Origin of the sequence: Chloroflexus sp. (assembly GCF_049970315.1) — a bacterium.
Taxonomy (GTDB): Bacteria; Chloroflexota; Chloroflexia; order Chloroflexales; family Chloroflexaceae; genus Chloroflexus.
On sequence record NZ_JBMFNE010000031.1, the window covers coordinates 19,679 to 39,019 of the forward strand.

The following is a 19,341-nucleotide window of genomic DNA, read 5'->3' on the forward strand; positions in this document are numbered from 1 at the left end:
CAGGCTAATGGCGGTAACATGTTCTGTTGGTCTTTGAGGTATGTGATACTATGCACGATGACACACCATCGGTTCCATTTTGGGTAATCGGGCTTTTCGGTGCAGCGTTCCTCATCGGGTTGAGCATCTTTTTGCAACAATCCAAAACCATTGCCCTGAGCGATCAATTTGCACGACAACCACCACCGGCGTTGCCGCTGCCGGCGCTCCCACAGCTTGAGCTGAAGGATTTGGCGCCGGAGGCGCAAGCAGCGGCACGTACTCTTTGGCAACAGCTTACAGATGGTCGTCGCGGCCAACCCGTCGATCCGGTTGCCCGCAACTCGCGCGTGCAGGTGACTATTGATGCCCTCGAACCAATTGCCGGTGGGGTGAAAGTTAGGGGAACGGTGACGAACCTGACCAATGCCGATCTGATGGTGCCGATAAGTGCGTTCGAGTTGCGAGATAGTGCTGGCGAACGTTACCGTGCGCCAGGAACAACGATTGCCAACTTGCCACCAGGTGGTTCAACCCCGCTTGAGTTGAGTGTGCCGTTACCGGCAGGACGCGGATTGTTACTGATCACGGAGTTGCCGCCCGATCCACCACTTGAGCAACGATTATTGATCGATGTGCAGGGAACACAACCATGACTGAAACGCTGAGTCGGCGGCTAGCTGCCGTTCGTGAACAGATTGCTGTCGCTGCTGCTGCTGCCGGTCGTCGGGTTGATGAGATTCAGTTGATCGCGGTCAGTAAGACCCATCCACCTGAGGTTGTGGCAGCCGCAGTGGCAGCCGGTGTGAGCGATCTCGGTGAGAATCGGGTGCAAGAGGCGCAGCAAAAGATCGCGGCGTTGACCCATCTCCAACCACACCCGCGCTGGCACCTGATCGGTCATTTACAGCGCAATAAGGCAAAGCTCGCCGTCAGTTTGTTCGATCTGATTCATTCGGTTGATAGTCTACGATTGGCCGAGGCACTCGATCGGCATGCCCGTGAGCTTGATCGACGGATGCCGATATTGCTTCAGGTTAACGTCAGTGGTGAAGCGAGCAAAGAAGGTTTTTGGTTGCCCGGCGGAATCACCAACGATGCCGCTTACCGTGAACTATTGCCCGCTATCGAGGCCATCCTCGCATTGCCGGCACTTGAAGTGTGCGGTCTGATGACCATCGCACCGATTGTCGACCACCCGGATGCGGCTCGACCTTACTTCGCCGCCTTGCGTGCGTTGCGCGACGATCTGGCCCGTCGTTACCCACAGGCAAGTTGGCGGGAGTTGTCGATGGGTATGAGTGATGACTTGAGTGCTGCGATTGCCGAGGGAGCGACGATGGTGCGGATCGGGCGGGCGATTTTCGGCGAGCGCCATTAGACGTGAGGTATCGAGGAGCAGCAGGCGTATCGGTATGAGCACGCTGTATCGAATGGAACGATCATGAAACGGCTTCCTGATGATTTTACAATCCTGGCGCTTGAAACGTCGTGTGATGAGACGGCAGCCGCGGTCGTGCGTGGTGGGCGCGCAGTGATCAGTAATATCGTCGCTTCACAAATGGCGACGCATGAGCGGTATGGGGGTGTAGTACCCGAAATTGCCTCTCGCCAACATATCCTTAGTCTGGCGCCGGTAGTACGGGCAGCGTTGGCCGCGCTTCCTAACGGCTGGAATGATGTCCACGCCGTGGCGGCTACTCACGGTCCCGGTCTGAGCGGTGCGTTGTTGACCGGTCTCAATGCAGCCAAAGCTATGGCGTGGCAGCGTGGCTTGCCGTTTGTCGCGGTGAACCATCTGGAAGCCCATCTGTACGCCGGTTGGTTAGGCAGTGACCCGCCGCCGCCCTTCCCACTCGTTGCTTTGTTGGTCAGTGGTGGGCATACCTTACTGGCCTTGATCCACGATCATGGTCAATACGAATTGCTCGGTCAAACTCGTGATGATGCTGCCGGTGAAGCGTTCGATAAGGTAGCGCGAATTCTGGGCTTGGGATATCCGGGTGGGCCGGCGATCCAGGCTGCCGCGGCGCAGGCAACCCCAGGTGGAGTCTTGCCACGGGCATGGCTCCGCGATAGCTACGATTTCTCATTCAGTGGACTCAAAACTGCCGTCCTGCATCGCGTCCAGGATCGGTTGGCGCAGGCAGCCCGTCTCAGTGGACGAAAGAGTTCAAACGAAACACCACAACTCGATGCGCCATTTGTTGCTCAGATGGCGTATGCGTTTCAAGAGTCGGTTGTTGATGTGTTGGTAACGAAGACGGTTGATGCAGCACGTCGCTATAAGGCGCAGGCAATACTATTGGCCGGCGGCGTGGCGGCGAACCGACGGTTGCGTGAAGAATTGAAGCGGCGCGCCAGCGTACCGGTACATCTACCGGCACTTGACCTCTGCACCGATAATGCAGCGATGGTGGCAGCGGCTGCATTCTACCGCTTTGAAACCGGTATCCAACATGGCTGGGATGTTGATGTAACGGCCAGTTTACCCTTGGGGGCATAAACGGCACGGATGCGGAGGAAATCCGCGAATCCCCCCATTTGATTGGCCCACCGACCATCCACCGGTTATAACGGTACCGCAAGGACTTGGTTGGCAATCCGCGCAATCGCTTCGCCATAGTTACGACCAGGGCTAGCCCATCCTGCACCGCGCGCACCAAGTGGATTATGGACGCGACCAAGTTGCTTGATCGTCTGCGCGCTGCCGCGAAACGCGCCTGGGAAGGGCCGATAGCTAAGGGCTTTGGCGATCAATTCGCGTTGCGGAGGAGTTTCACTGCCGTCAGCAAGTGCGTAGGCGAGTAAGCGGCCAACATGGGCCGGAACAGCGTCATCAGTCCATGTTGCGAAACTGACGCCCGCTTCCCACCGCTGACGTTGGGGGTTGTAGGCCCATCCACGTGGATTGACGGGCTGCTGCTGTTGTGATTGCCCGGTTACCCCGATACCGGCGGGGTTTCGTTGCGGGCGTTGACTCCAGAAGCTGGTCAGATTCCCCGTCTCATGAATCATTTGTGCCACCGCAATGAGAGGATCAACGCCGACCGTGAGACAAATGCGTACATATGCCGGAATAATAACATCGGCGACATCTTTCTCGGTATACTCGCCGTGCGGCCGACTAAGGATATAGCGGCTCATCTGATCCATAGCAGCCGTTTGCGGGCCAAGGATAGGACTGTCGGCAGTGTACATCATCAATGGCCCCCTTTATGTCCGAATAAGCTGCGGTGCGTAGTCGACGCGGGGATGGTAGATCGATTGTAAATTATTGACAAAGACCGTCTTAATCTGCCGGAGTTCGCGCATCGTCAGAGGCGCATCGTTCAGTTCCCCTTCCCGCACCCGGGCATCAATAATGGATTGAACAAGTTCATCGAGGGTAACAGCGCCATTCGTCGAACGCTCGCTGCTCTCACCATTACGGGTCGCGATCAGCTTCCCATGTTGCGCCTTCGAACGCACGGTTGCTTCTACCGAATCGGCCAACATCAAAATGGCCTGTTCGCGCGTTTGTGGACGGGGCCCAGGATAGCGAAAGTCGCGTTCATCGACATTATCGTAGCGTTGCAGTGCTTGTTGGTAAAAATGACGTACTAAGCCGGTACCGTGATGAGTGGCAATGAAATCGATAATCTGTTCAGGTAAACCGGCAGCGCGGGCCATCTTGATCCCCTCACGCACGTGATCAATGATGATTTGGGCGCTAATGTACGGGTCAAGCTCATCATGCACATTTTCACGCCCCATCTGATTATCGGTAAAAAATGCCGGGCGAATCGTCTTGCCAATATCGTGATAATAGGCAGCAACCCGCAGCAAGAGCGCATCGGCACCGATTGCCTCGGCGGCAGCCTCGGCCAGATTACCGACGGCCACACTATGGTAATAGGTACCGGGCGCTTCACGGATCAGCTTACGTAGCAGTGGGCGTGAGGGATGCGCCAGTTCCATCAACTGCAATGCCGTCACTTGTCCGGCCAAGCGCGCTATCACATTGAACAGGCCGAACGAAAGAATTGTCGTCAGACCGCCGTTCGTCAGAGCGCTCATGCTCGTGGTGAGCATCCAGCCGCTAAAACCAGACAGGCTAAAGATAGCTTGTTGACTAAGCCAGAAGGTCGTCTCAAACCCGATAATCGTCGCAGTCATCCCAAGACCGGCGATCAAAAATGAGCGGAGCCGGTCGGCAGTGCGAACGAGCAAAATAGCGCTTGTACAACCGGCAAACAACGTGACGACCAACGTCAGATCGTTGCCTTCCAGGACACCGATAACGATAGCAGCCAGCAGACTAACGGCAAAACCGAGTTGGCCGGAAAAGACGACGGTGGTCACGACGGCGAGCGTGGCCAATGGAAAAAAGACGGGCCGTGCATCGTAGATGAGGAAGGTGAGACGGGCAAGGAGGAGAGTACCGACCACGATACCGATCAAAGTAAAGAGTGATCGGGTCTGGACAAGCAGGGATGGTTGAAAAACCCCGAGATAACCGAAGAGTCCGGCGCTCAGGAAGGTTGCCAGGAGGCCATAACCGAGCAGTTCTGACCAACCAAGGGGGCGTGGCATCGCACCGGTTGCCTGCAATTTCTCGATATGGGCCGGAGTAACGATCTCGCCGGCGCGAATGATCATTTCGCCGGCGAGCACCTTCACCTCTACCGGAGCAACCTGTGCGGCTGCATTTGCCCGCCGTTCTTCGGTAGCAGCGCGATCGAGGGTACGATTGACGCGCAGAAAAGCGGCCGTTATCGTTTGTGCGAGTTCGCGTTGTACCGGATCAAGGTTCGTGGTGGCCAACCAGAACCCTAGCCAGCGTTCACGGAGCTGGTTCAGCGCTCGCTCATCGACGGCATAATCGTAACGCTCGATTGCGCGGTCGTAGAGACTGAGAATGGTTGTGCGCAGAAGCGACCACTCCTCATCATCAAGTGATAACAACAGACGAACCTGTTCGGTGGTAAAGGTAACATCGGCGCTAGGCAAATCTTGGAGAGCGCGTAACCGTGCTGCTTCATTAAGGGTGGGATCATTACGAATCCGCCCGATCATATCGAGCAGGGCAAAGAGGTTACGACGCTGCTCAATCGGAATCTGCGGATCGTTAAAATAAACCAGATTATCGGGATTATTTTCAGCCTGTTTACGCCGTTCGGCAGTCAGTACTTCGCTCGTATAGATGACCTCATTCGGAGCAACAATACTGATAGGACTAGGTTGACCCACCTGTAACCCGCTCGCGCCAGGGAGACGGAAAGTAGACACTGCCCAGATTCCGGCCCAAAGTAAGAGCACCGCCAACGACAACCGTACTTGCCCTCGTGAGAGAGTCAAGCGTGGTGGGTGGATCAACCTACGGAACGGTCGGTAGCGCAAAAGGGCTTTCATGGGCTTCTTTGGTAGGCGAGAGTTATGATGCACTTAACAATTCGCGTGCAATCTGACTCAGCGTGCGATTTTCCGCCTTTCCCTTGAAGCGTTCGAGCAAAACCGGCATCACCTTCCCCATTGCAGCAGGACCGCTCTCCCCCAATTCAGCAATGACGGCGGCCACGAGTGGGCGTAACTCCTCAGGACTGAGCATTTTTGGCAGATATTCACTCAGCACAGCGATTTCAGCCTCTTCAGCCGCTGCAAGATCGGCACGGCCCGCCTTGTGGTAAATCTCGGCAGCGTCACGCCGGCGCTTAATCTCACGGGCAATGACCGCCTCTTGTTCAGCCTCACTCAAAGCGGCGTGGCTATCGATAGAGATATTGGCCTTCGCCGCCTCGATGGCAGCCGGATCGCCGGCATGTTCGGCTTCGATAGCGGCGACGGCAGCATCGAACCGCTGCTTGGCCGCTTCGAGTTGAGCCGATTGGAGCGCAGCGCGGGCAGCACGAATAGCATTGACACGCACTTTATCACCGGCGCGCATTGCTTCTTTCAGATCGTTAAGTAGACGTTCTTGAATACTCATTGTGAGCCTCCTGTCAGTGATCATATCCGGTACGCCACAGTGTTTAGGTTCGTGTCGTCGTTAGAGAATGACCCGACGTGGGTAGACACGAGCCTTTTCAGCACTAATGATCGCCCGGATTTGACCCACCGCTTCATCGAGACGGTCAGCGTGATTGATGACCACGTAGTCGAAATTGGGTAGCTGTGCCAGCTCATCGGCGACCATCGCCAAGCGTCGCTCTACCTCTTCCGGCGATTCGGTACGTCGCAGCATTAAGCGATGCCGCAGTTCGTCGAGAGAAGCAGGGGCCAGAAAGATAAAGACCGCCTCAGGAGCCAACCGCTTGATGGTCGCTGCACCGTCGACGTTGATCCGTAAAATAACATCGCGTCCGCTGGCCATAGCCTGCCGAATCTCGGATTTGGGAATACCTTTATACTGACCGTATACTTCGGCCCATTCGAGCAGCTCATCGTTGTCGATCATCTCGCGAAAACGTTCGGCGGTCACAAAATGATAATCGACACCGTCGATCTCGCCGGGCCGTCGTGGGCGACTGTTGGCAGTTACGACAAAATGAAACGGAAAACCCAGCTCACGCATCCGCATCAGTACCGAGTCTTTGCCAACACCTGATGGTCCCGAGATAACTACGAGGAGTGGCTGCGGTGGTTTACCTTGCAACACCGGATTGAGGAGTGGTTCCATCGTTCACGCTCGCCTTGTGGTATCCTGCCGGTGCTATCGTCAATGATTCGGGTGGTTTGCGTATGTACTTCGATGCTCTTACCCTTGCCGCCGTTGTTGATGAATTACAGTCAACAATCTTGTTTGGACGCATCCAGCGCGTTCTACTCGTTGGGCCGTTGACTATCGGCTTGGAGGTCTATGCTCACGGCCAACGCCGGTATGTGATCGCCTCTGCCGATGCGCAAACGGCGCGCATTCATTTGGTTAGTCAACGACTAACCCGTGGCGTTGATGGTGAAACGCCGTTTTTACTCCTTATGCGCAAATACGTACTCGGTGGACGAATCGTGAACATTGAGCAGCCGCCCTACGAACGAGTCGTTTTGTTCAGTATAACGAAACCGGCGGAGTCGCGCAAACGCTCACATTCTCCTGATCTTGATGAAGTGATCCTTGACGAACTGGATGATGATGAGACGGAGGAGACCAACGAGTGGCTGCACTGCGATCTCATTGTAGAGCCACAAGATCGGCGGAGCAACATCATACTGGTCGATGATAACAATCTGATCCTCGATGCGATCAAGCGGGTGACGCCGCGGATGAGTAGTCGGGTGATTCTGCCACGTCAGGTCTATACGTTGCCGCCGGCGCCGGACAAGCGTGATCCGTTGCGGGCCAATGCAGCCGAGATTGAAGCGATCATGGGTGTCGGTGATCCGGTAAAAGCGCTCGTCAATGCGTACCGTGGCATCTCGCCACAGGTGGCGCGTGAGGTGTTAGTACGGGCCTGTGACGTCCTGCCGACAAGTGGAACGGGCTTGCCGCCATACACTATTGCGGCTCGGCTGCGTGAGATCGTTGCCGCCCCACCTGAACCACATCTGGTCAACGATGAGAGTGGGCCGATTGCCTACGCACCCTACCGGCCACTTCACTTGCCCGGTGCGGCGCCGATGGCGAGCATGAGTGAGGTACTGGAAGTCTTCTACACAGCACGCCAACAACCACTGGGGCGAGATCGGCGACGGGCCGATCTCGAGGCACAGTTGCAGGTCAGTCGCGAGCAGCTTCTTCACCAACGGGAACAGATCGTCAATGAATTGGTGCGGGTCAACGAACTCGACCGTCTGCGGTGGGAAGGTGAGATGATCTTCGCTTTTCTGCACCAATTGTCAGGTGGTATAACAGAATTGGTGGTAGAGAGTGAACGGATTGCCCTCGATCCAAACCGGTCGCCGGTTGAACAGGCACAAGAACGGTTTAAGGCGTATGAAAAAGCGAAGAGTGCTCGTGCCATCTTGCCAGCACGACTCGCCGACACAGAGAACCGGCTGGCCGGACTCGACCAATTGTTGGCGATGTTAGCCATTGCCGACGATGCTACGCAAATTGACCTGATCGCGGCTGAAGCGGAAGAAGCCGGGTATCTCCGCACGTCGGCGATGCGACGACAACGACCACGTGGCCGACCACTACAGGTACGTTCAAGCGACGGCTTACCGATCTACATTGGGCGAACAGCTCGCCAGAACGAAGAAGTCACCTTTCGTATCGCTCGTCCCACCGATCTCTGGCTCCACGCGCGCAACATCCACGGTGCCCACGTCATCATTCGTGCCGACCATCCGCCCGAACGAACGATTGCCGAGGCAGCAGCACTAGCAGCGTATTACAGTCAGGCGCGAGATGATACGGCGGTAGAAGTTGACATTTGTCAACGACGAGTCGTGCGCAAGATTCCCGGTGGACCAACCGGATTGGTCAGCTACTATCCCGAACGCACAGTACGGGTAAAGCCGGAGCGGTGTGGTGAAGTGGTACAAAAGTCGTAGACAACTCGTTGGTGTTGTAGTAGTCTGAGTACAAACAACCATCGCGCGGAACTTCCGCAGTTGTAAATAGGAAGGAGCTTATTGTGCCATACGTCATTACTGAACCGTGTATCGGTACCAAAGACGCCTCCTGCGTTGCTGTATGTCCGGTCGATTGCATTTACGAGGGTGACGATCAATACTACATCAACCCTGATGAGTGCATCGACTGCGGCGCGTGTGAGCCGGAATGCCCGGTCGAGGCCATTTTTGCCGATGACGCGGTACCTGAGCAGTGGAAGAGCTACATCGAGAAGAACCGTAAGTTTTTTGGGGCGTAGGTTGCACGTTGGCGGCGAATACGTTGTGGGGTGGGCAGACACCCCACCCCATCTCTGGTGAGAAGTGGTACTATGGGACGACCCACATCTCCCTCACCTCATGGCAAACGCTTACCGGTATTGGGCTTACCGATACTGTGGTGGAAGGTAAAGCGATCGGCGATGAACACCAACGAACCACCGGCATGGCAGCGTCAAGTACAGGCCATCGTCGAAGTACAGCTTGCGCGTTTTCCAGCTTTGATTCAGTTGCGGGCCACATGGCGGTTATTACGCGAAGAACAGCCCGATTGGCCGTGGCTTCTACCCGTGTTGGCTATCATCTTTGTGCGAACCTATCGGCAAGAGCGGGCGCGATTACGACGCTTGTAGTCATTCCTCATCGCTAATCCACTCTGGATCGGCGATCAGGTCGAAACGCGGGATGAACGCGGTAAAGTAGGTATTATCTGTTGTACGGAAGTAGTATTCACCTTCCATCCAACCCCGCGATGACTTCAGCACGCAAAAACTCTGGTATTCATGCACGTCACCGGGGTCGAGGATAGGCTGTAAGCCGACCACACCATCACCGACAACTTCCAATTCTTCCCCAATCGAGTCATAAATCGTCCAGCGCCGACTCATCAATTGAGCCGTGCGCCGACTAACGTTTTCGATTCGTACATCGTAGGCGAATACAAAACGCTGCAAGGGCGGAAACGAATGACCGGGAACATAGTGCGGGCGGACGCTAATGCGCATACCTGCGCTGAGGCGATAATAAAATGGTCGTCGTGTAAACATATTCATGGACCACACTAAACTAAGGCGACCGGTAGGGACGGTCAGGCCAGACTGCCCCTACCGGACATCATACGCTACTTCAGATACGTGCGGAACCAACTAATCTGCTCTTGCGCAGCATAGAGCTGGTTTTCTTGCAAACCCAACCCATGCCCCTCAGAAACGAACCGTACCATGCGGGCCGGCACACCACGGTTGACCAATTGCAGGTGGAAGTTTTCATTCTGCACAATGGGTAAGAAGTCATCGGTACCGTGGAATGTGAGCACCGCAGTCTTAACCTTATCGGCGCCATAGCTTGGCGAGTCCTTAACGTATTCATTCAGTGCCTTATAAGGAGGTAACCCTTCCAGATACGGCGGTAGAACTGTTGCGCCCTGTGTCCATTCGGTAATTGCATCGATAAACCCACATTGTGGATTGGCCGCTGCATAGAGGTCGGGGTAGCGGACAATACTCTGGAGGACGAAATAGCCGCCATACGAGCAGCCGGTAATCCCCACTTTCCCCTTTGTTGTCCAGCCGCGAGCAATTACCTGCTGGACAATTTCGGCCTGTTCATCGATGTCGATCTGACCGAAGTTACTGTTATCGACCAGCGAAGTGTACACTGCCGGTGTATACCCGTGACGACCGGCGACCGGCGTGATCAAGAGTGCAAAGCCAAACGAGGGTAGGAGAGCATATGGATTCTCAACATTCGCCATCCACTGGTTAACCATCGGCACGTTCGGTCCACCCTCTTGCCACACAATCAGTGGCACATTCTTGGGCGGGAACGGTGCATCGGCGGCCTGGATCAAGGTACCAACCCGCACCTGACCATTGCGCAGGGTAAACGTCACCGGGTCTTGGCGCAGATTAGCCTCGCGACGGAGTTCTTCATTCTGCCATGTGAGCCGGTACAATGCAGTGCCATCCCAGCGGAGGCGGAAGATATCGGGTGGATCGGTATATGAGGTATAGGTAAAGACTATCTGGCGGGTACTGCTACTCGTAGCATAGACGTTAAAGTAGGAGCCGGCGCGGTCAGCCAGATTGCGCAACTCACCTGACACCCGGTTGTAATAGTAGGGATGGCGATTGCTCCCTACCACACCGCGAATAATTATTTCATCAGGGCTAACAAAATCAGCGATGCTGAAGGCAAATGCCACATCACCACCCGACAACATCGGATGCTCGAAGGTTTTTGTCCAGCGAAATTGACCGGTCTCATCGCGGTCGTAGAAGCGGAAGCTGGTCCGCGAAGCGAATCGCGGGTAGTAGACCGGATGGGTACGCCCCTTGAGATAGGCGGGGTGATGGGCCTTGATCAACAGTGATTGGCCGCCGGGTGCCCAATCGTGAGCTTCGAGGATTGGCGCACCAAGACTCGGATCAGGTCGAATGACTTGGGTTTGACCGCTGGCGAAATCGATCACATACGTATTGTTGTTTTGAATAATCGGATTCTGGCGCGGTGGTAAATTACCGGTCAAGTCGCGATAAATCTCTTCGGAAAAGAGAGCGCCGTTATAGAAACCGCGACCTTCGGCATCAGGGACACCGAAGAACGAGATGGCTAACTGCGCAGAGTCACTTGTCCACGTGTCGTTGAGCAGGGTTGAAGCGTATGGAATGCTGGTCAGGTAGCGTTCTTCACCGGTCGTTGCATCGTATAAGAAGAGATTATACGGTTCACGAGTTACTTCAACCGTACTACCGTCTTCTTGTTGTTGAAAAAGGAACCGGGCGATCAGATCGGGTCGGCGTTGGCGAAGTCGGTCAACTTGGCGCTGGATGCGGGCCGGCAATTCGATCCGATTCATCCGGGATGCTACCGAAGTGGGTATGGCAATTCGGTGGCGGACAGTAAACGGTCTAGCACCTACCGCAGACTGCTCGGTAGCACTCGGTGGTTCGCGCACGATCAGCCAACTGGTGAGATTGGGGGCCACTGAGACAAAGCTAAAATTCTGATCGGGAATACCAACCGCAAACGTACTAATCGAACCGGTAAAGCGGTCAATGAAGAGCTTAGCGAGTGCATCCTCGTTACCGGTCGCGAAAGAGTTCACGGCGAGTACGCCAAGGGTACTTTCGTCTTGCCAGCTATAGCTACCAAAACCGAGGAAAGGAAGCGGCACAAAAACATCGAACGCTGTTGTGTCAATCGGTACAGTATCACCGGTAGTGATATCGAGGAAAGCGAAACCTTCGCTTGAGCTGATCAAGACCGCAGTATCGTCTGGGCTAATCTCGCTGATGGCAAGAGGATACGATGCGCCGTTCTGCAAACGATCTATCTTTGCAATCTCTTCATCGCTGAGGAGATTAGGCGGCAAGTCCTTTGCATCACCGAACTGATCGACATTGATAATGTTGTTGCGTGGCGGGGCTGCCGAGACGGGAGCAACAAGACCAATGATTGCGACCAAGACGCCGATCCACCAGAGTCGGTTGGGCAGTCGCATACAAAAAACTCCTCTCCCTTGTCGAATAAGGTTGCTGCGGACGTTTTGTATGATAACAGATGGCAGCACAGAATGCTACCCAGTTCCTGAACCTTTTCGATAGTTGTCATCTGAGCTAGCGTGGGTTCACGTGAAAAGGTAAACGCTTACGTTTATTCTAACTTGCCGATGAATGCAGAAGTGAGTCACAATAGAAGCAATTTGAAGATGAGGTTTGACCGGTTATCCTGACCGATGGCAATTTTGGCGAAGATGAGAGTACTGTATTCTAGGGGTCACCGGTAATACACTCTCCATAGGTATGTTACCGATGATCGGTTGGCATTGCTATGAACTGTAGTGAAGCGCGTGCGTTGCTTGCCGCCGGTATTCGTGCCGGGGTCGACTCCCCTCTGCAAGCCCAATTAGCACATCATCTCGCCGAATGTACGACCTGCCGCGAATACGCTGCTGCCGGTGATTTTGAGTTGCTCGCAACCCTGCTGGCAACACCGCTACCGGACCGAAAACCGGTCGGGCGCAAGCGTGGACGTTCTGTGCTGTGGGTAGTGGTGGCACTGCTGGTCGGCTGGCTCGGTTTTCAGACCGGGCGCGTGTTGGTGGCGGCGAGGACAATCATCCAGAATGTGGATGCTATGCAACTGCCCTCATCAGTCGCCCAGACATTGCCCATACCGACCACGGTCGTGCCAATTCAACCGGTCGTTGCGAGAGCTTTACCATTACCGGTACCAAGCCAGGTACCATCGCTGATACCAACCCCGGTGGCTTCTTCATCACCGGTGACGGTGATCGGGGTGACAACGCTAGCCTCGGCCACACCGATCACCTTACCGGCGGTAGATGGGCGCGTACCCGTACCAACCCTGATACCGACGGTTGACGTTCGTCTACCGAACACCAATGCCATACACATTCTCTTGTTGGGCAGTGATCGGCGACCGGGTGAGAGTTGGGCAACGCGGTCAGATGCGATTATGCTGATACGGATCGAGCCTGCCAACCGGCGGGTGGCCTTGCTCTCACTACCGCGTGATCTGGTCGTGGAGATTCCCGGTTATGGGTATGGACGCATCAACAGTGCAACCGTCTATGGTGAGATGGATCCGGTGCTTGGTGGAGCAGAGCTAGCTCGTCGCACGGTAACGCAACTATTAGGCATACCAATCGATCACGTGGTCTGGGCTGATTTTACCGGTTTTATGGCAGCGGTTGACGCCATCGGAGGGATTGAGGTTGAGCTAGAACAACCCATTTACGATCCGGCGTATCCGACGATGGATTACGGCTTCACCACGGTCTATTTTCCGGCAGGGAAGCAGTGGCTTGACGGTGCGCAAGCGTTAATTCTGAGCCGCACCCGCCACAATGATAGTGCCTACGCCCGCGAAGCGCGGCAGCAGATGATCGTGTTGGCGATTGCCCGCCGGATCCGCGAACACGACCCGGTGCGACAGGTGGAGTTGGCGGCGCAAGTGACGACTACGCTGCGCCCGCACATCCGCACCGATCTGAGGGCTGATGAACTATTGGGGTTGGCGTGGTCGCTACGCGATGTGGATTTGGGTTCAATCGAGCGGTTTGCACTTGGACCGGACGGTGTGTACGAAGGACTGAATACCGATGATCCCTACGCCTTGACCCCTCGCCCCGGTGCAATTGCGATGTTGGTGCAGGCCTTTGTGAACGGGAAGTAGGCACGGCGTGGCTCTCTGTCAGGAAACCCCTCGGCCTCGCTCACCGACAACGGTGCAGAGGCCGAGGGTGGCGGTAATACACGAGTGGCAAAATGCGTGTAACGATTGCTGTCCCCATTACGCAATATGCGTTCCACCACCGGCCAGTGCGTGGCTAATGCATGCTGGAATGCGAGCATCGGCGAGGATAACACGCTGGACACCGCCGGCTAACGCCTCTTGAGCGCCAAGCAGTTTCTTCTTCATTCGACCGGCAGCGTATTCCATATATGCCTCTACCTCGGCGCGCGGGATGTGGTTAATCAGCGATGCTTCATCGGGAAAATGACGCAAAAGACCAGGCACATTCGAGAGCAAGAGCAACGTCTGCGCACCGAGCGCAGCAGCGATAGCGGCAGCAGCCCGGTCGCCATCAACATTCACCGCTTCACCGGCAGTCGAACATGCAATCGGCGCCACCACCGGCAGGTAGCCCGCGTCAAGGAACATCCGCAAGAGCGAAGTATTGACCCGCTCGATAGTACCGGTCCAGTCGTCGCGTAAAATCATCTGGCGACCCTGCTCGATCACTCTGATCGTTGATTTTCGTTTACCTTCCAACAACCGGCCATCGAGACCACTCAACCCCAAGGCCATCACCCCCCGCATCTGTAAGCGTTCCACCAGTTGCTTATTGACTAAGCCGGCGGTCGCCATCAGAAAGATTTCGAGCGTGCGTCGGTCGGTATAGCGGCTGGTATGGCCGCCCGGCGAAGTGACGAAACGGGGCGGATGACCGAGCGCCTCGGCGAGACGATTGGTCTGATCCGAACCGCCATGGACGAGTATGAGATGCTCGCCGGCTTGCCAACGAGCAGCGATGTCGTCGCACAGGGCATCGTAGTCGTTGCCGGCGCTGCCACCCACTTTTACTACCAGCATGGTCTGGCTCCTTGTCCCTGATTGTTTTGTCAGACGGTGCTGTGGCTACGTATCAATTACCTGCTTTCTCAGCAATCTCTCTCACAACTGTCACAGCAGTGATGGTATGATGCGGGTATGATACCAGATTTAAACCAAAAGCTCAGGTGAAGTCGATTGTGGAACGATGGATTTGATATGAAGCAGATGAACCCAGTTCTGATTATCGCCCTATTGACGTTAGTTGCGTGTACGAGTGTCATGCCACAACCGGCAAGCGATGTGGTGATGGAACCTTTGGTGACACCTTCAGCCACATTGGTACCAATTACGCCAACTGCTACTCCTACTCCGGCACGTATCGTGCAGGTGGTACCGCCGGTTAGTGATCTGGTTGCCGAACCGGTCATTGCAATGCCAACAGCCACCCCAAGCGTGATTCCGACGCCGACACCACGCCCGCCGGACACGCCACCGCGGGTAGGTTTACAAATTGGGCATTTGCGCTCGGATGAGTTACCTGATGAGTTGGCTCATTTACGTACTTCTTCCGGGGCCTACTGGAATGGCATTACCGAAGCTCAAGTAAACGAAGCAATTGCCGTGCGGGTGCGTGACATCTTGGTTGCCGCCGGCGTAGAAGTTGAACTACTTCCGGCCACAGTACCGCCTGCGTATGACGCCGATGCATTCGTGGCAATTCACGCCGATGGATCGGTAGAAGGAGCAAGAGGTTGGAAGATTGCGACGCCGTGGCGCACTTCGGCGGCAAGTCGCGCATTGATGGAAGCGGTGGCAGCGACGTATGGTGCGATCACCGGTCTACCGGAAGATCGCAATGGAGTGACGATTAATATGCGTGGCTACTATGCCTTTAGTTATCGTCGCCACACTCACGCAATTGCCCGCACTACACCGGCAATTATCGTAGAGACCGGTTTTTTGACCAATGCTGCCGACCGAGCGGTTATCGTTGCCCAGCCTGCGCTAGCAGCACGGGGGATTGCCGAGGGGATTTTGCAATACCTCAAGCAACGTGATCCGAACAATGGTGCAGCACTCTTGCCACCTGAGTGGCCAATTCTGTACACCAGCACCAACGTGAGCGTCCGTGCAGCGCCGAGCGAAACAGCTCGAATTATCGTCGAGGCGCCGGCTGATAGTCGAGTGTTTGTTTTCAATCGTGACGGGGATTGGTATGAGGCGATGGTGCGAGTCGGGGATAGTCGGTATGTCGGATGGATACGGGCCGATCAAACACGTCCGGCCGATACCAACAATATCCCAGCGTCACCACCTACCGACCCTCCGGCAATGAATCCGTGAGACAATGCGTGGTATCGCGTGGGAACGACCGACTCGCTCTAGCGCTTGGGCTAGCTGCGGGAACCGGGTAAGGTGGGTGAAACAAACCGCTACCGTTGCACGAGCGGAACGTCGATACGGTAGAGGGGACGAGCTACTACCGGAGTAAGCGGGTCGCCAAGCAACAGAAATGTGCGTAGGCTTTCAGGTGCCTCACCGCTCATTGCCAAATTGGTAAAGCCGGCAGCGACTAATTGACCAAGGAGAGGCGGCGATGGTGCGCTCCACAGTTCGGCGACAAAACCGAGCAAGAGCTGGCGATGACCGTAGGCGACACCAAACCCACTTGAACTCCACGTTGCGATAGCACCACCAAGCGGGTTCAACACGAGTGCTTCATCGATTGTCGTGCCACGGAACGACGGATGTTGAAACGCACCGGTAAGACACGTCATGCTAAGTACGACCGGAAACGCCGGTGCATTCCGCAGATCGGTAGCATTATCGACGTTAAGCAGAAATGGATCGGATGTACCGATTTGGGTGAAAGCCCACTGAAAGTGTAGCCCATGACCGGCATAGACCAGCAAGCCGGCTCCTTGATTAAAAGCGGTAAAGGCCTGCTCACGCGCGAGTACGGCATCGGCAATGCGCCCCGTTGAGCCGGTTGGGTCGTAGTAGACGCGGCGAAAACTGGTGTGTAATGGCTGATAAGCGACAGCTTCATCAAGCAACTCGGCAAAATCGCCGCTTGTATCAGGATTATCGGCCAGATACACGGCGTGACGTTGCCAAACCCCACGGCTCTGTTCATAGGTAAGTAGTTTGTTCACCAGATCGCGCAATTCGGTGACCGATTTGACCGGTAGTCGTCCGATCCAGAGATCAGGTTGAAAGAAGCTCTCGCCGGTAGGATCATCACCATCGAGCTGGGCAAAACAGGTCTCGCATGCCGTTTCACCAAGCCACGGGTCGACAGTGGCTAAGTAGGGTGGAATGAAATTGGGCCAGCCACGTCCAAGATAATTGCGTGGGTCAGATGTTCCATCGCCGATTAAAATAACAGCCTCAGGCCGTGTTGCCCAGGTTGCAGCAGCATAGCGCAAAAACTGACGAATGGCATACGGTTCTGGTTCGCCGCCACTCCAACCGGTGTAAATATCTTCAACAGCGATAGCAATCGGCGACCAACCCTGTTCCTGTCGGTGAGCAAGTAACGGATCGAGTTCACTCAAAAACGCGCGTGGCGCGATATAAATGGCACGGGCAGCGCGTGGTGTCGCCAGATCGATCGGTTGATGACGCGCAATCGTCGGTGCGTGCAGCGTCGTTGTGCCTGTGACCAGATAGCGACGCGGTATAGGCGAATCATCGGCGAACGAACTGCCGCTAAATGTCAAGCGCACCGGTTGCAGCGGATCGGTAATATCGTAGACAGCAGTGCCGGTAGAGACACCGGTGATCGGGTAAGCGAAGCGACCGGCTTGGCCGTTGAAGATGGCTCCCGCCAGTGAAAAACTGGCTTGAGCCGGAGCGATGAAGAAGATGCGGTCGAGATATATGCGGTCAATGCCGATAATAGGATCGAGGGTCAGGGTGAGTTCGCGGGTTGGACTCGGTAAGGACACCGTTGCTCGATGCGAGCCGGCGCCGTTCCATGTCACCGTCGTCTCCCACCCTGTCGCGGTAGAGATACGTAATCGGTGATTACCGTTATGTTTCACCAGCGTTGCCAACTCAAGGGTAAGACTCATTGAGCCGGTGGTCGCCAACGGTAGGGCAGTTGCGAACGTCACTGTAGTGCTGATCGGCGAACCTGCAACAGTGTCGAGCTGACGGCTAAAAAAGTGATCGCCATCGAACCCGGGTAATGTCGACTCGTAGATAGTTGGAGAATCCGACGGCCAAATACCACTGATACTGATAGCAGCAGGTTGATCTCCGGTTTGGATTTGGGCTGCGCGGGCAGACATGAGAGTAGTTGACTCCGCTTCCACGGTCAGCCAGTAGCGATCAGTAGTCGACCAGCGATCACCCGGTGGTGGTGCGTAGAAACGGAGAGCGGTGATCGTGGAGCCACTGACAACGGGGTCTAGCGGTAAGACCTGCCCATTGCGCTGAAGTCGCAATCGGTTGAGGGGAACACTCTGAACATCCAACCCAAGATCGCGTAACACAGCCGCGTCGAGCTGTTGGATACCTTCCTCAGCAACATCAATCGTCCATGCCTGACGAGCTGCAAGCGGATCGGGAAATGGCACACCGGCAAGTTGTGGCGATGGCCTAGTCGTTGGCGGTGTCAGAGATGCACCGGCAATGAATGCCGTCAGACTCAATACTTGACGAGGCTCGGTACCGGCAAGATAACGGGGCGTAATCTCATAAAGGGCCATCCGTACTCCGCGTTGGTATCCTTCACTCACCAGTCGTAATGGCGATTGGGGTATTGTAGGCAAGAATTGGGGCAAGGGTGGGTAGGTCTCACCAGCTAAGGTTTGTACCGGTAGGGTGGGTGAAGGTAACGGTTCGCGCAACGGTTGATCGAACACCGAACGCAGGATGGGTGTCGCCGGTGTATCGGCTGATAGGTACAACCAGAAACGTTGTGGAGTGGATTGTTCGGAACCAACCCAAACGACTTCAATCCCGTTGGCAGAGGGATGGAAGGTAAGCTGTACTGGAGGCTGCGCCGAAGTGATCGGCGCAGCTCCGGTGAGTATGGCGACGAGGATGATGCAGTAGAGCAAAAAACGTCGCATAAGTACACAATCTTACAAAGACGAGCGATGTCGCAACAGAGTTCCCATTCCAATCGCGAGTAAGGCCAATCCGATCAAGGCGAACATTTGTCGAACAGGATAGCCGGACGTTAACGGTAGGGTTGCCGGTGGAGGCGAGTTTATCGTCGCACTACTCGTGTTGTTCTCGGTGGTAATCTCGCTGCTACTGGTACGGGTCGTGGCGAGATTGCGACTGTCCGGCGGCGTGGGGGGAGCCGTCACCGCTGCACGAATGGTAATGGTCACTGTCTCGCCGGGGGCGAGGGTGGGGAGGGTGACTCGGACTTGATTGCCGGCCGTCTGCACCGTGCCGGTCGAGGCAGTGGCCTCGATCAGCCGGAGGAACGGCGGTAAAGGGTCATCGACGGTGACATCAACGGCCGGCGCGCCACCAGTATTGCTCACGGTCAGCGTATAGACCACCTGATCGCCGACTTGGACCACGCTCGGCGCGACCGCTTTGGTTAACACCAGGTCGGGGAGTGGCGGCACAATGGTCGCACTACTCGTGTTGTTCTCGGTGGTAATCTCGCTGCTACTGGTACGGGTCGTGGCGAGATTGCGATTGTCCGGCGGCGTGGGGGGAGCCGTCACCGCTGCACGAATGGTAATGGTCACTGTCTCGCCGGGGGCGAGGGTGGGG

The 19,341-nt window shown here is 55.7% G+C and carries 17 protein-coding genes; 8 read left to right on the forward strand and 9 right to left on the reverse strand.

The features are described 5' to 3' along the window. Positions 1-50: 50 nt before the first annotated feature. From ACP5OT_RS16140 to tsaD, 3 genes are all read left to right on the forward strand, one after another. Positions 51-635, forward strand: coding sequence for a hypothetical protein (locus tag ACP5OT_RS16140; RefSeq protein ID WP_424675148.1), 585 nt, complete (start codon positions 51-53; stop codon positions 633-635). Next, a complete protein-coding gene (locus ACP5OT_RS16145) occupies positions 632-1,360 on the forward strand; it encodes a YggS family pyridoxal phosphate-dependent enzyme (protein ID WP_428111631.1) in 729 nt (242 codons plus the stop codon). The genes ACP5OT_RS16140 and ACP5OT_RS16145 overlap by 4 nt, the downstream gene beginning before the upstream one ends. Positions 1,361-1,423: 63 nt before the next feature. Further along, positions 1,424-2,485, forward strand: coding sequence for a tRNA (adenosine(37)-N6)-threonylcarbamoyltransferase complex transferase subunit TsaD (gene tsaD, locus ACP5OT_RS16150; RefSeq protein ID WP_424675150.1), 1,062 nt, complete (start codon positions 1,424-1,426; stop codon positions 2,483-2,485). Between the two features lie 65 nt (positions 2,486-2,550). On the opposite strand, the gene ACP5OT_RS16155 is transcribed toward tsaD, so the two are convergent. The 4 genes from ACP5OT_RS16155 to ACP5OT_RS16170 are packed head-to-tail and all read right to left on the reverse strand — an operon-like array spanning position 2,551 to position 6,637. Next, positions 2,551-3,183 (reverse strand): glucosaminidase domain-containing protein, encoded by a 633-nt coding sequence (locus tag ACP5OT_RS16155; protein WP_424675151.1) that lies wholly within the window; start codon positions 3,181-3,183, stop codon positions 2,551-2,553. Between the two features lie 12 nt (positions 3,184-3,195). Then, positions 3,196-5,373, reverse strand: coding sequence for an HD family phosphohydrolase (locus ACP5OT_RS16160; RefSeq protein ID WP_424675152.1), 2,178 nt, complete (start codon positions 5,371-5,373; stop codon positions 3,196-3,198). 22 nt (positions 5,374-5,395) lie between these two features. After that, positions 5,396-5,947 carry a GatB/YqeY domain-containing protein gene (locus ACP5OT_RS16165; RefSeq protein ID WP_424675153.1) on the reverse strand — a complete coding sequence of 184 codons (552 nt, stop codon included), beginning with the start codon at positions 5,945-5,947 and terminating at the stop codon, positions 5,396-5,398. Positions 5,948-6,007: 60 nt separating this feature from the next. Beyond that, positions 6,008-6,637 (reverse strand): guanylate kinase, encoded by a 630-nt coding sequence (locus ACP5OT_RS16170; protein ID WP_424675154.1) that lies wholly within the window; start codon positions 6,635-6,637, stop codon positions 6,008-6,010. Between ACP5OT_RS16170 and ACP5OT_RS16175 the strand changes: the two genes are divergently transcribed. The 3 genes from ACP5OT_RS16175 to ACP5OT_RS16185 all read left to right on the forward strand — a co-directional run bounded on the left by ACP5OT_RS16175 (position 6,628) and on the right by ACP5OT_RS16185 (position 9,146). After that, complete coding sequence (locus ACP5OT_RS16175; RefSeq protein ID WP_428132722.1) at positions 6,628-8,454, forward strand: Rqc2 family fibronectin-binding protein; 1,827 nt, start codon at positions 6,628-6,630, stop codon at positions 8,452-8,454. The genes ACP5OT_RS16170 and ACP5OT_RS16175 overlap by 10 nt on opposite strands. An 83-nt stretch (positions 8,455-8,537) precedes the next feature. Then, positions 8,538-8,774, forward strand: coding sequence for a ferredoxin (locus tag ACP5OT_RS16180; protein WP_015940626.1), 237 nt, complete (start codon positions 8,538-8,540; stop codon positions 8,772-8,774). 72 nt (positions 8,775-8,846) lie between these two features. After that, positions 8,847-9,146, forward strand: coding sequence for a hypothetical protein (locus tag ACP5OT_RS16185; protein WP_424675156.1), 300 nt, complete (start codon positions 8,847-8,849; stop codon positions 9,144-9,146). Here ACP5OT_RS16185 and apaG read toward each other — a convergent pair whose 3' ends face one another. Beyond that, complete coding sequence (gene apaG / locus ACP5OT_RS16190; protein WP_424675157.1) at positions 9,147-9,560, reverse strand: Co2+/Mg2+ efflux protein ApaG; 414 nt, start codon at positions 9,558-9,560, stop codon at positions 9,147-9,149. A gap of 74 nt (positions 9,561-9,634) precedes the next feature. Then, positions 9,635-12,016, reverse strand: coding sequence for an alpha/beta hydrolase family protein (locus ACP5OT_RS16195; protein WP_428132725.1), 2,382 nt, complete (start codon positions 12,014-12,016; stop codon positions 9,635-9,637). A 329-nt stretch (positions 12,017-12,345) separates the two neighbouring features. Between ACP5OT_RS16195 and ACP5OT_RS16200 the strand changes: the two genes are divergently transcribed. Continuing rightward, positions 12,346-13,713: an LCP family protein gene (locus ACP5OT_RS16200; RefSeq protein ID WP_424675159.1), complete on the forward strand. Its 1,368-nt coding sequence runs from the start codon at positions 12,346-12,348 to the stop codon at positions 13,711-13,713. 117 nt (positions 13,714-13,830) lie between these two features. Here the strand turns inward: ACP5OT_RS16200 and ACP5OT_RS16205 are convergent, their stop codons facing one another. After that, the gene (locus ACP5OT_RS16205; protein ID WP_424675160.1) at positions 13,831-14,634 is read right to left on the reverse strand and encodes a [LysW]-aminoadipate kinase; all 804 of its coding nucleotides are present in this window, start codon (positions 14,632-14,634) and stop codon (positions 13,831-13,833) included. 177 nt (positions 14,635-14,811) lie between these two features. Here ACP5OT_RS16205 and ACP5OT_RS16210 point away from each other — a divergent pair, with 177 nt between their 5' ends. Next, entirely contained in the window at positions 14,812-15,939 is a 1,128-nt protein-coding gene (locus ACP5OT_RS16210; protein WP_428132727.1) for an N-acetylmuramoyl-L-alanine amidase, read from the forward strand. 89 nt (positions 15,940-16,028) lie between these two features. On the opposite strand, the gene ACP5OT_RS16215 is transcribed toward ACP5OT_RS16210, so the two are convergent. Together ACP5OT_RS16215 and ACP5OT_RS16220 are read right to left on the reverse strand one after the other, a co-directional pair. After that, positions 16,029-18,677, reverse strand: a complete 2,649-nt coding sequence (locus ACP5OT_RS16215) for a C25 family cysteine peptidase (RefSeq protein WP_428132729.1) — start codon at positions 18,675-18,677, stop codon at positions 16,029-16,031. 12 nt (positions 18,678-18,689) lie between these two features. Further along, the coding region (locus tag ACP5OT_RS16220; protein ID WP_428132731.1) for a DUF11 domain-containing protein at positions 18,690-19,341 on the reverse strand (652 nt) is incomplete at its 5' end.

Excerpts from the sequence above, each read along its gene's own strand:
- ACP5OT_RS16140 (WP_424675148.1), top strand. The coding sequence starts at position 51 with ATGCACGATGACACACCATCGGTTCCATTTTGGGTAATCGGGCTTTTC.
- ACP5OT_RS16145 (WP_428111631.1), top strand. The coding sequence starts at position 632 with ATGACTGAAACGCTGAGTCGGCGGCTAGCTGCCGTTCGTGAACAGATT.
- tsaD (WP_424675150.1), top strand. The coding sequence starts at position 1,424 with ATGAAACGGCTTCCTGATGATTTTACAATCCTGGCGCTTGAAACGTCG.
- ACP5OT_RS16155 (WP_424675151.1), bottom strand. The coding sequence starts at position 3,183 with ATGATGTACACTGCCGACAGTCCTATCCTTGGCCCGCAAACGGCTGCT.
- ACP5OT_RS16160 (WP_424675152.1), bottom strand. The coding sequence starts at position 5,373 with ATGAAAGCCCTTTTGCGCTACCGACCGTTCCGTAGGTTGATCCACCCA.
- ACP5OT_RS16165 (WP_424675153.1), bottom strand. The coding sequence starts at position 5,947 with ATGAGTATTCAAGAACGTCTACTTAACGATCTGAAAGAAGCAATGCGC.
- ACP5OT_RS16170 (WP_424675154.1), bottom strand. The coding sequence starts at position 6,637 with ATGGAACCACTCCTCAATCCGGTGTTGCAAGGTAAACCACCGCAGCCA.
- ACP5OT_RS16185 (WP_424675156.1), top strand. The coding sequence starts at position 8,847 with ATGGGACGACCCACATCTCCCTCACCTCATGGCAAACGCTTACCGGTA.
- apaG (WP_424675157.1), bottom strand. The coding sequence starts at position 9,560 with ATGTTTACACGACGACCATTTTATTATCGCCTCAGCGCAGGTATGCGC.
- ACP5OT_RS16195 (WP_428132725.1), bottom strand. The coding sequence starts at position 12,016 with ATGCGACTGCCCAACCGACTCTGGTGGATCGGCGTCTTGGTCGCAATC.
- ACP5OT_RS16200 (WP_424675159.1), top strand. The coding sequence starts at position 12,346 with ATGAACTGTAGTGAAGCGCGTGCGTTGCTTGCCGCCGGTATTCGTGCC.
- ACP5OT_RS16205 (WP_424675160.1), bottom strand. The coding sequence starts at position 14,634 with ATGCTGGTAGTAAAAGTGGGTGGCAGCGCCGGCAACGACTACGATGCC.
- ACP5OT_RS16210 (WP_428132727.1), top strand. The coding sequence starts at position 14,812 with ATGAAGCAGATGAACCCAGTTCTGATTATCGCCCTATTGACGTTAGTT.
- ACP5OT_RS16215 (WP_428132729.1), bottom strand. The coding sequence starts at position 18,677 with ATGCGACGTTTTTTGCTCTACTGCATCATCCTCGTCGCCATACTCACC.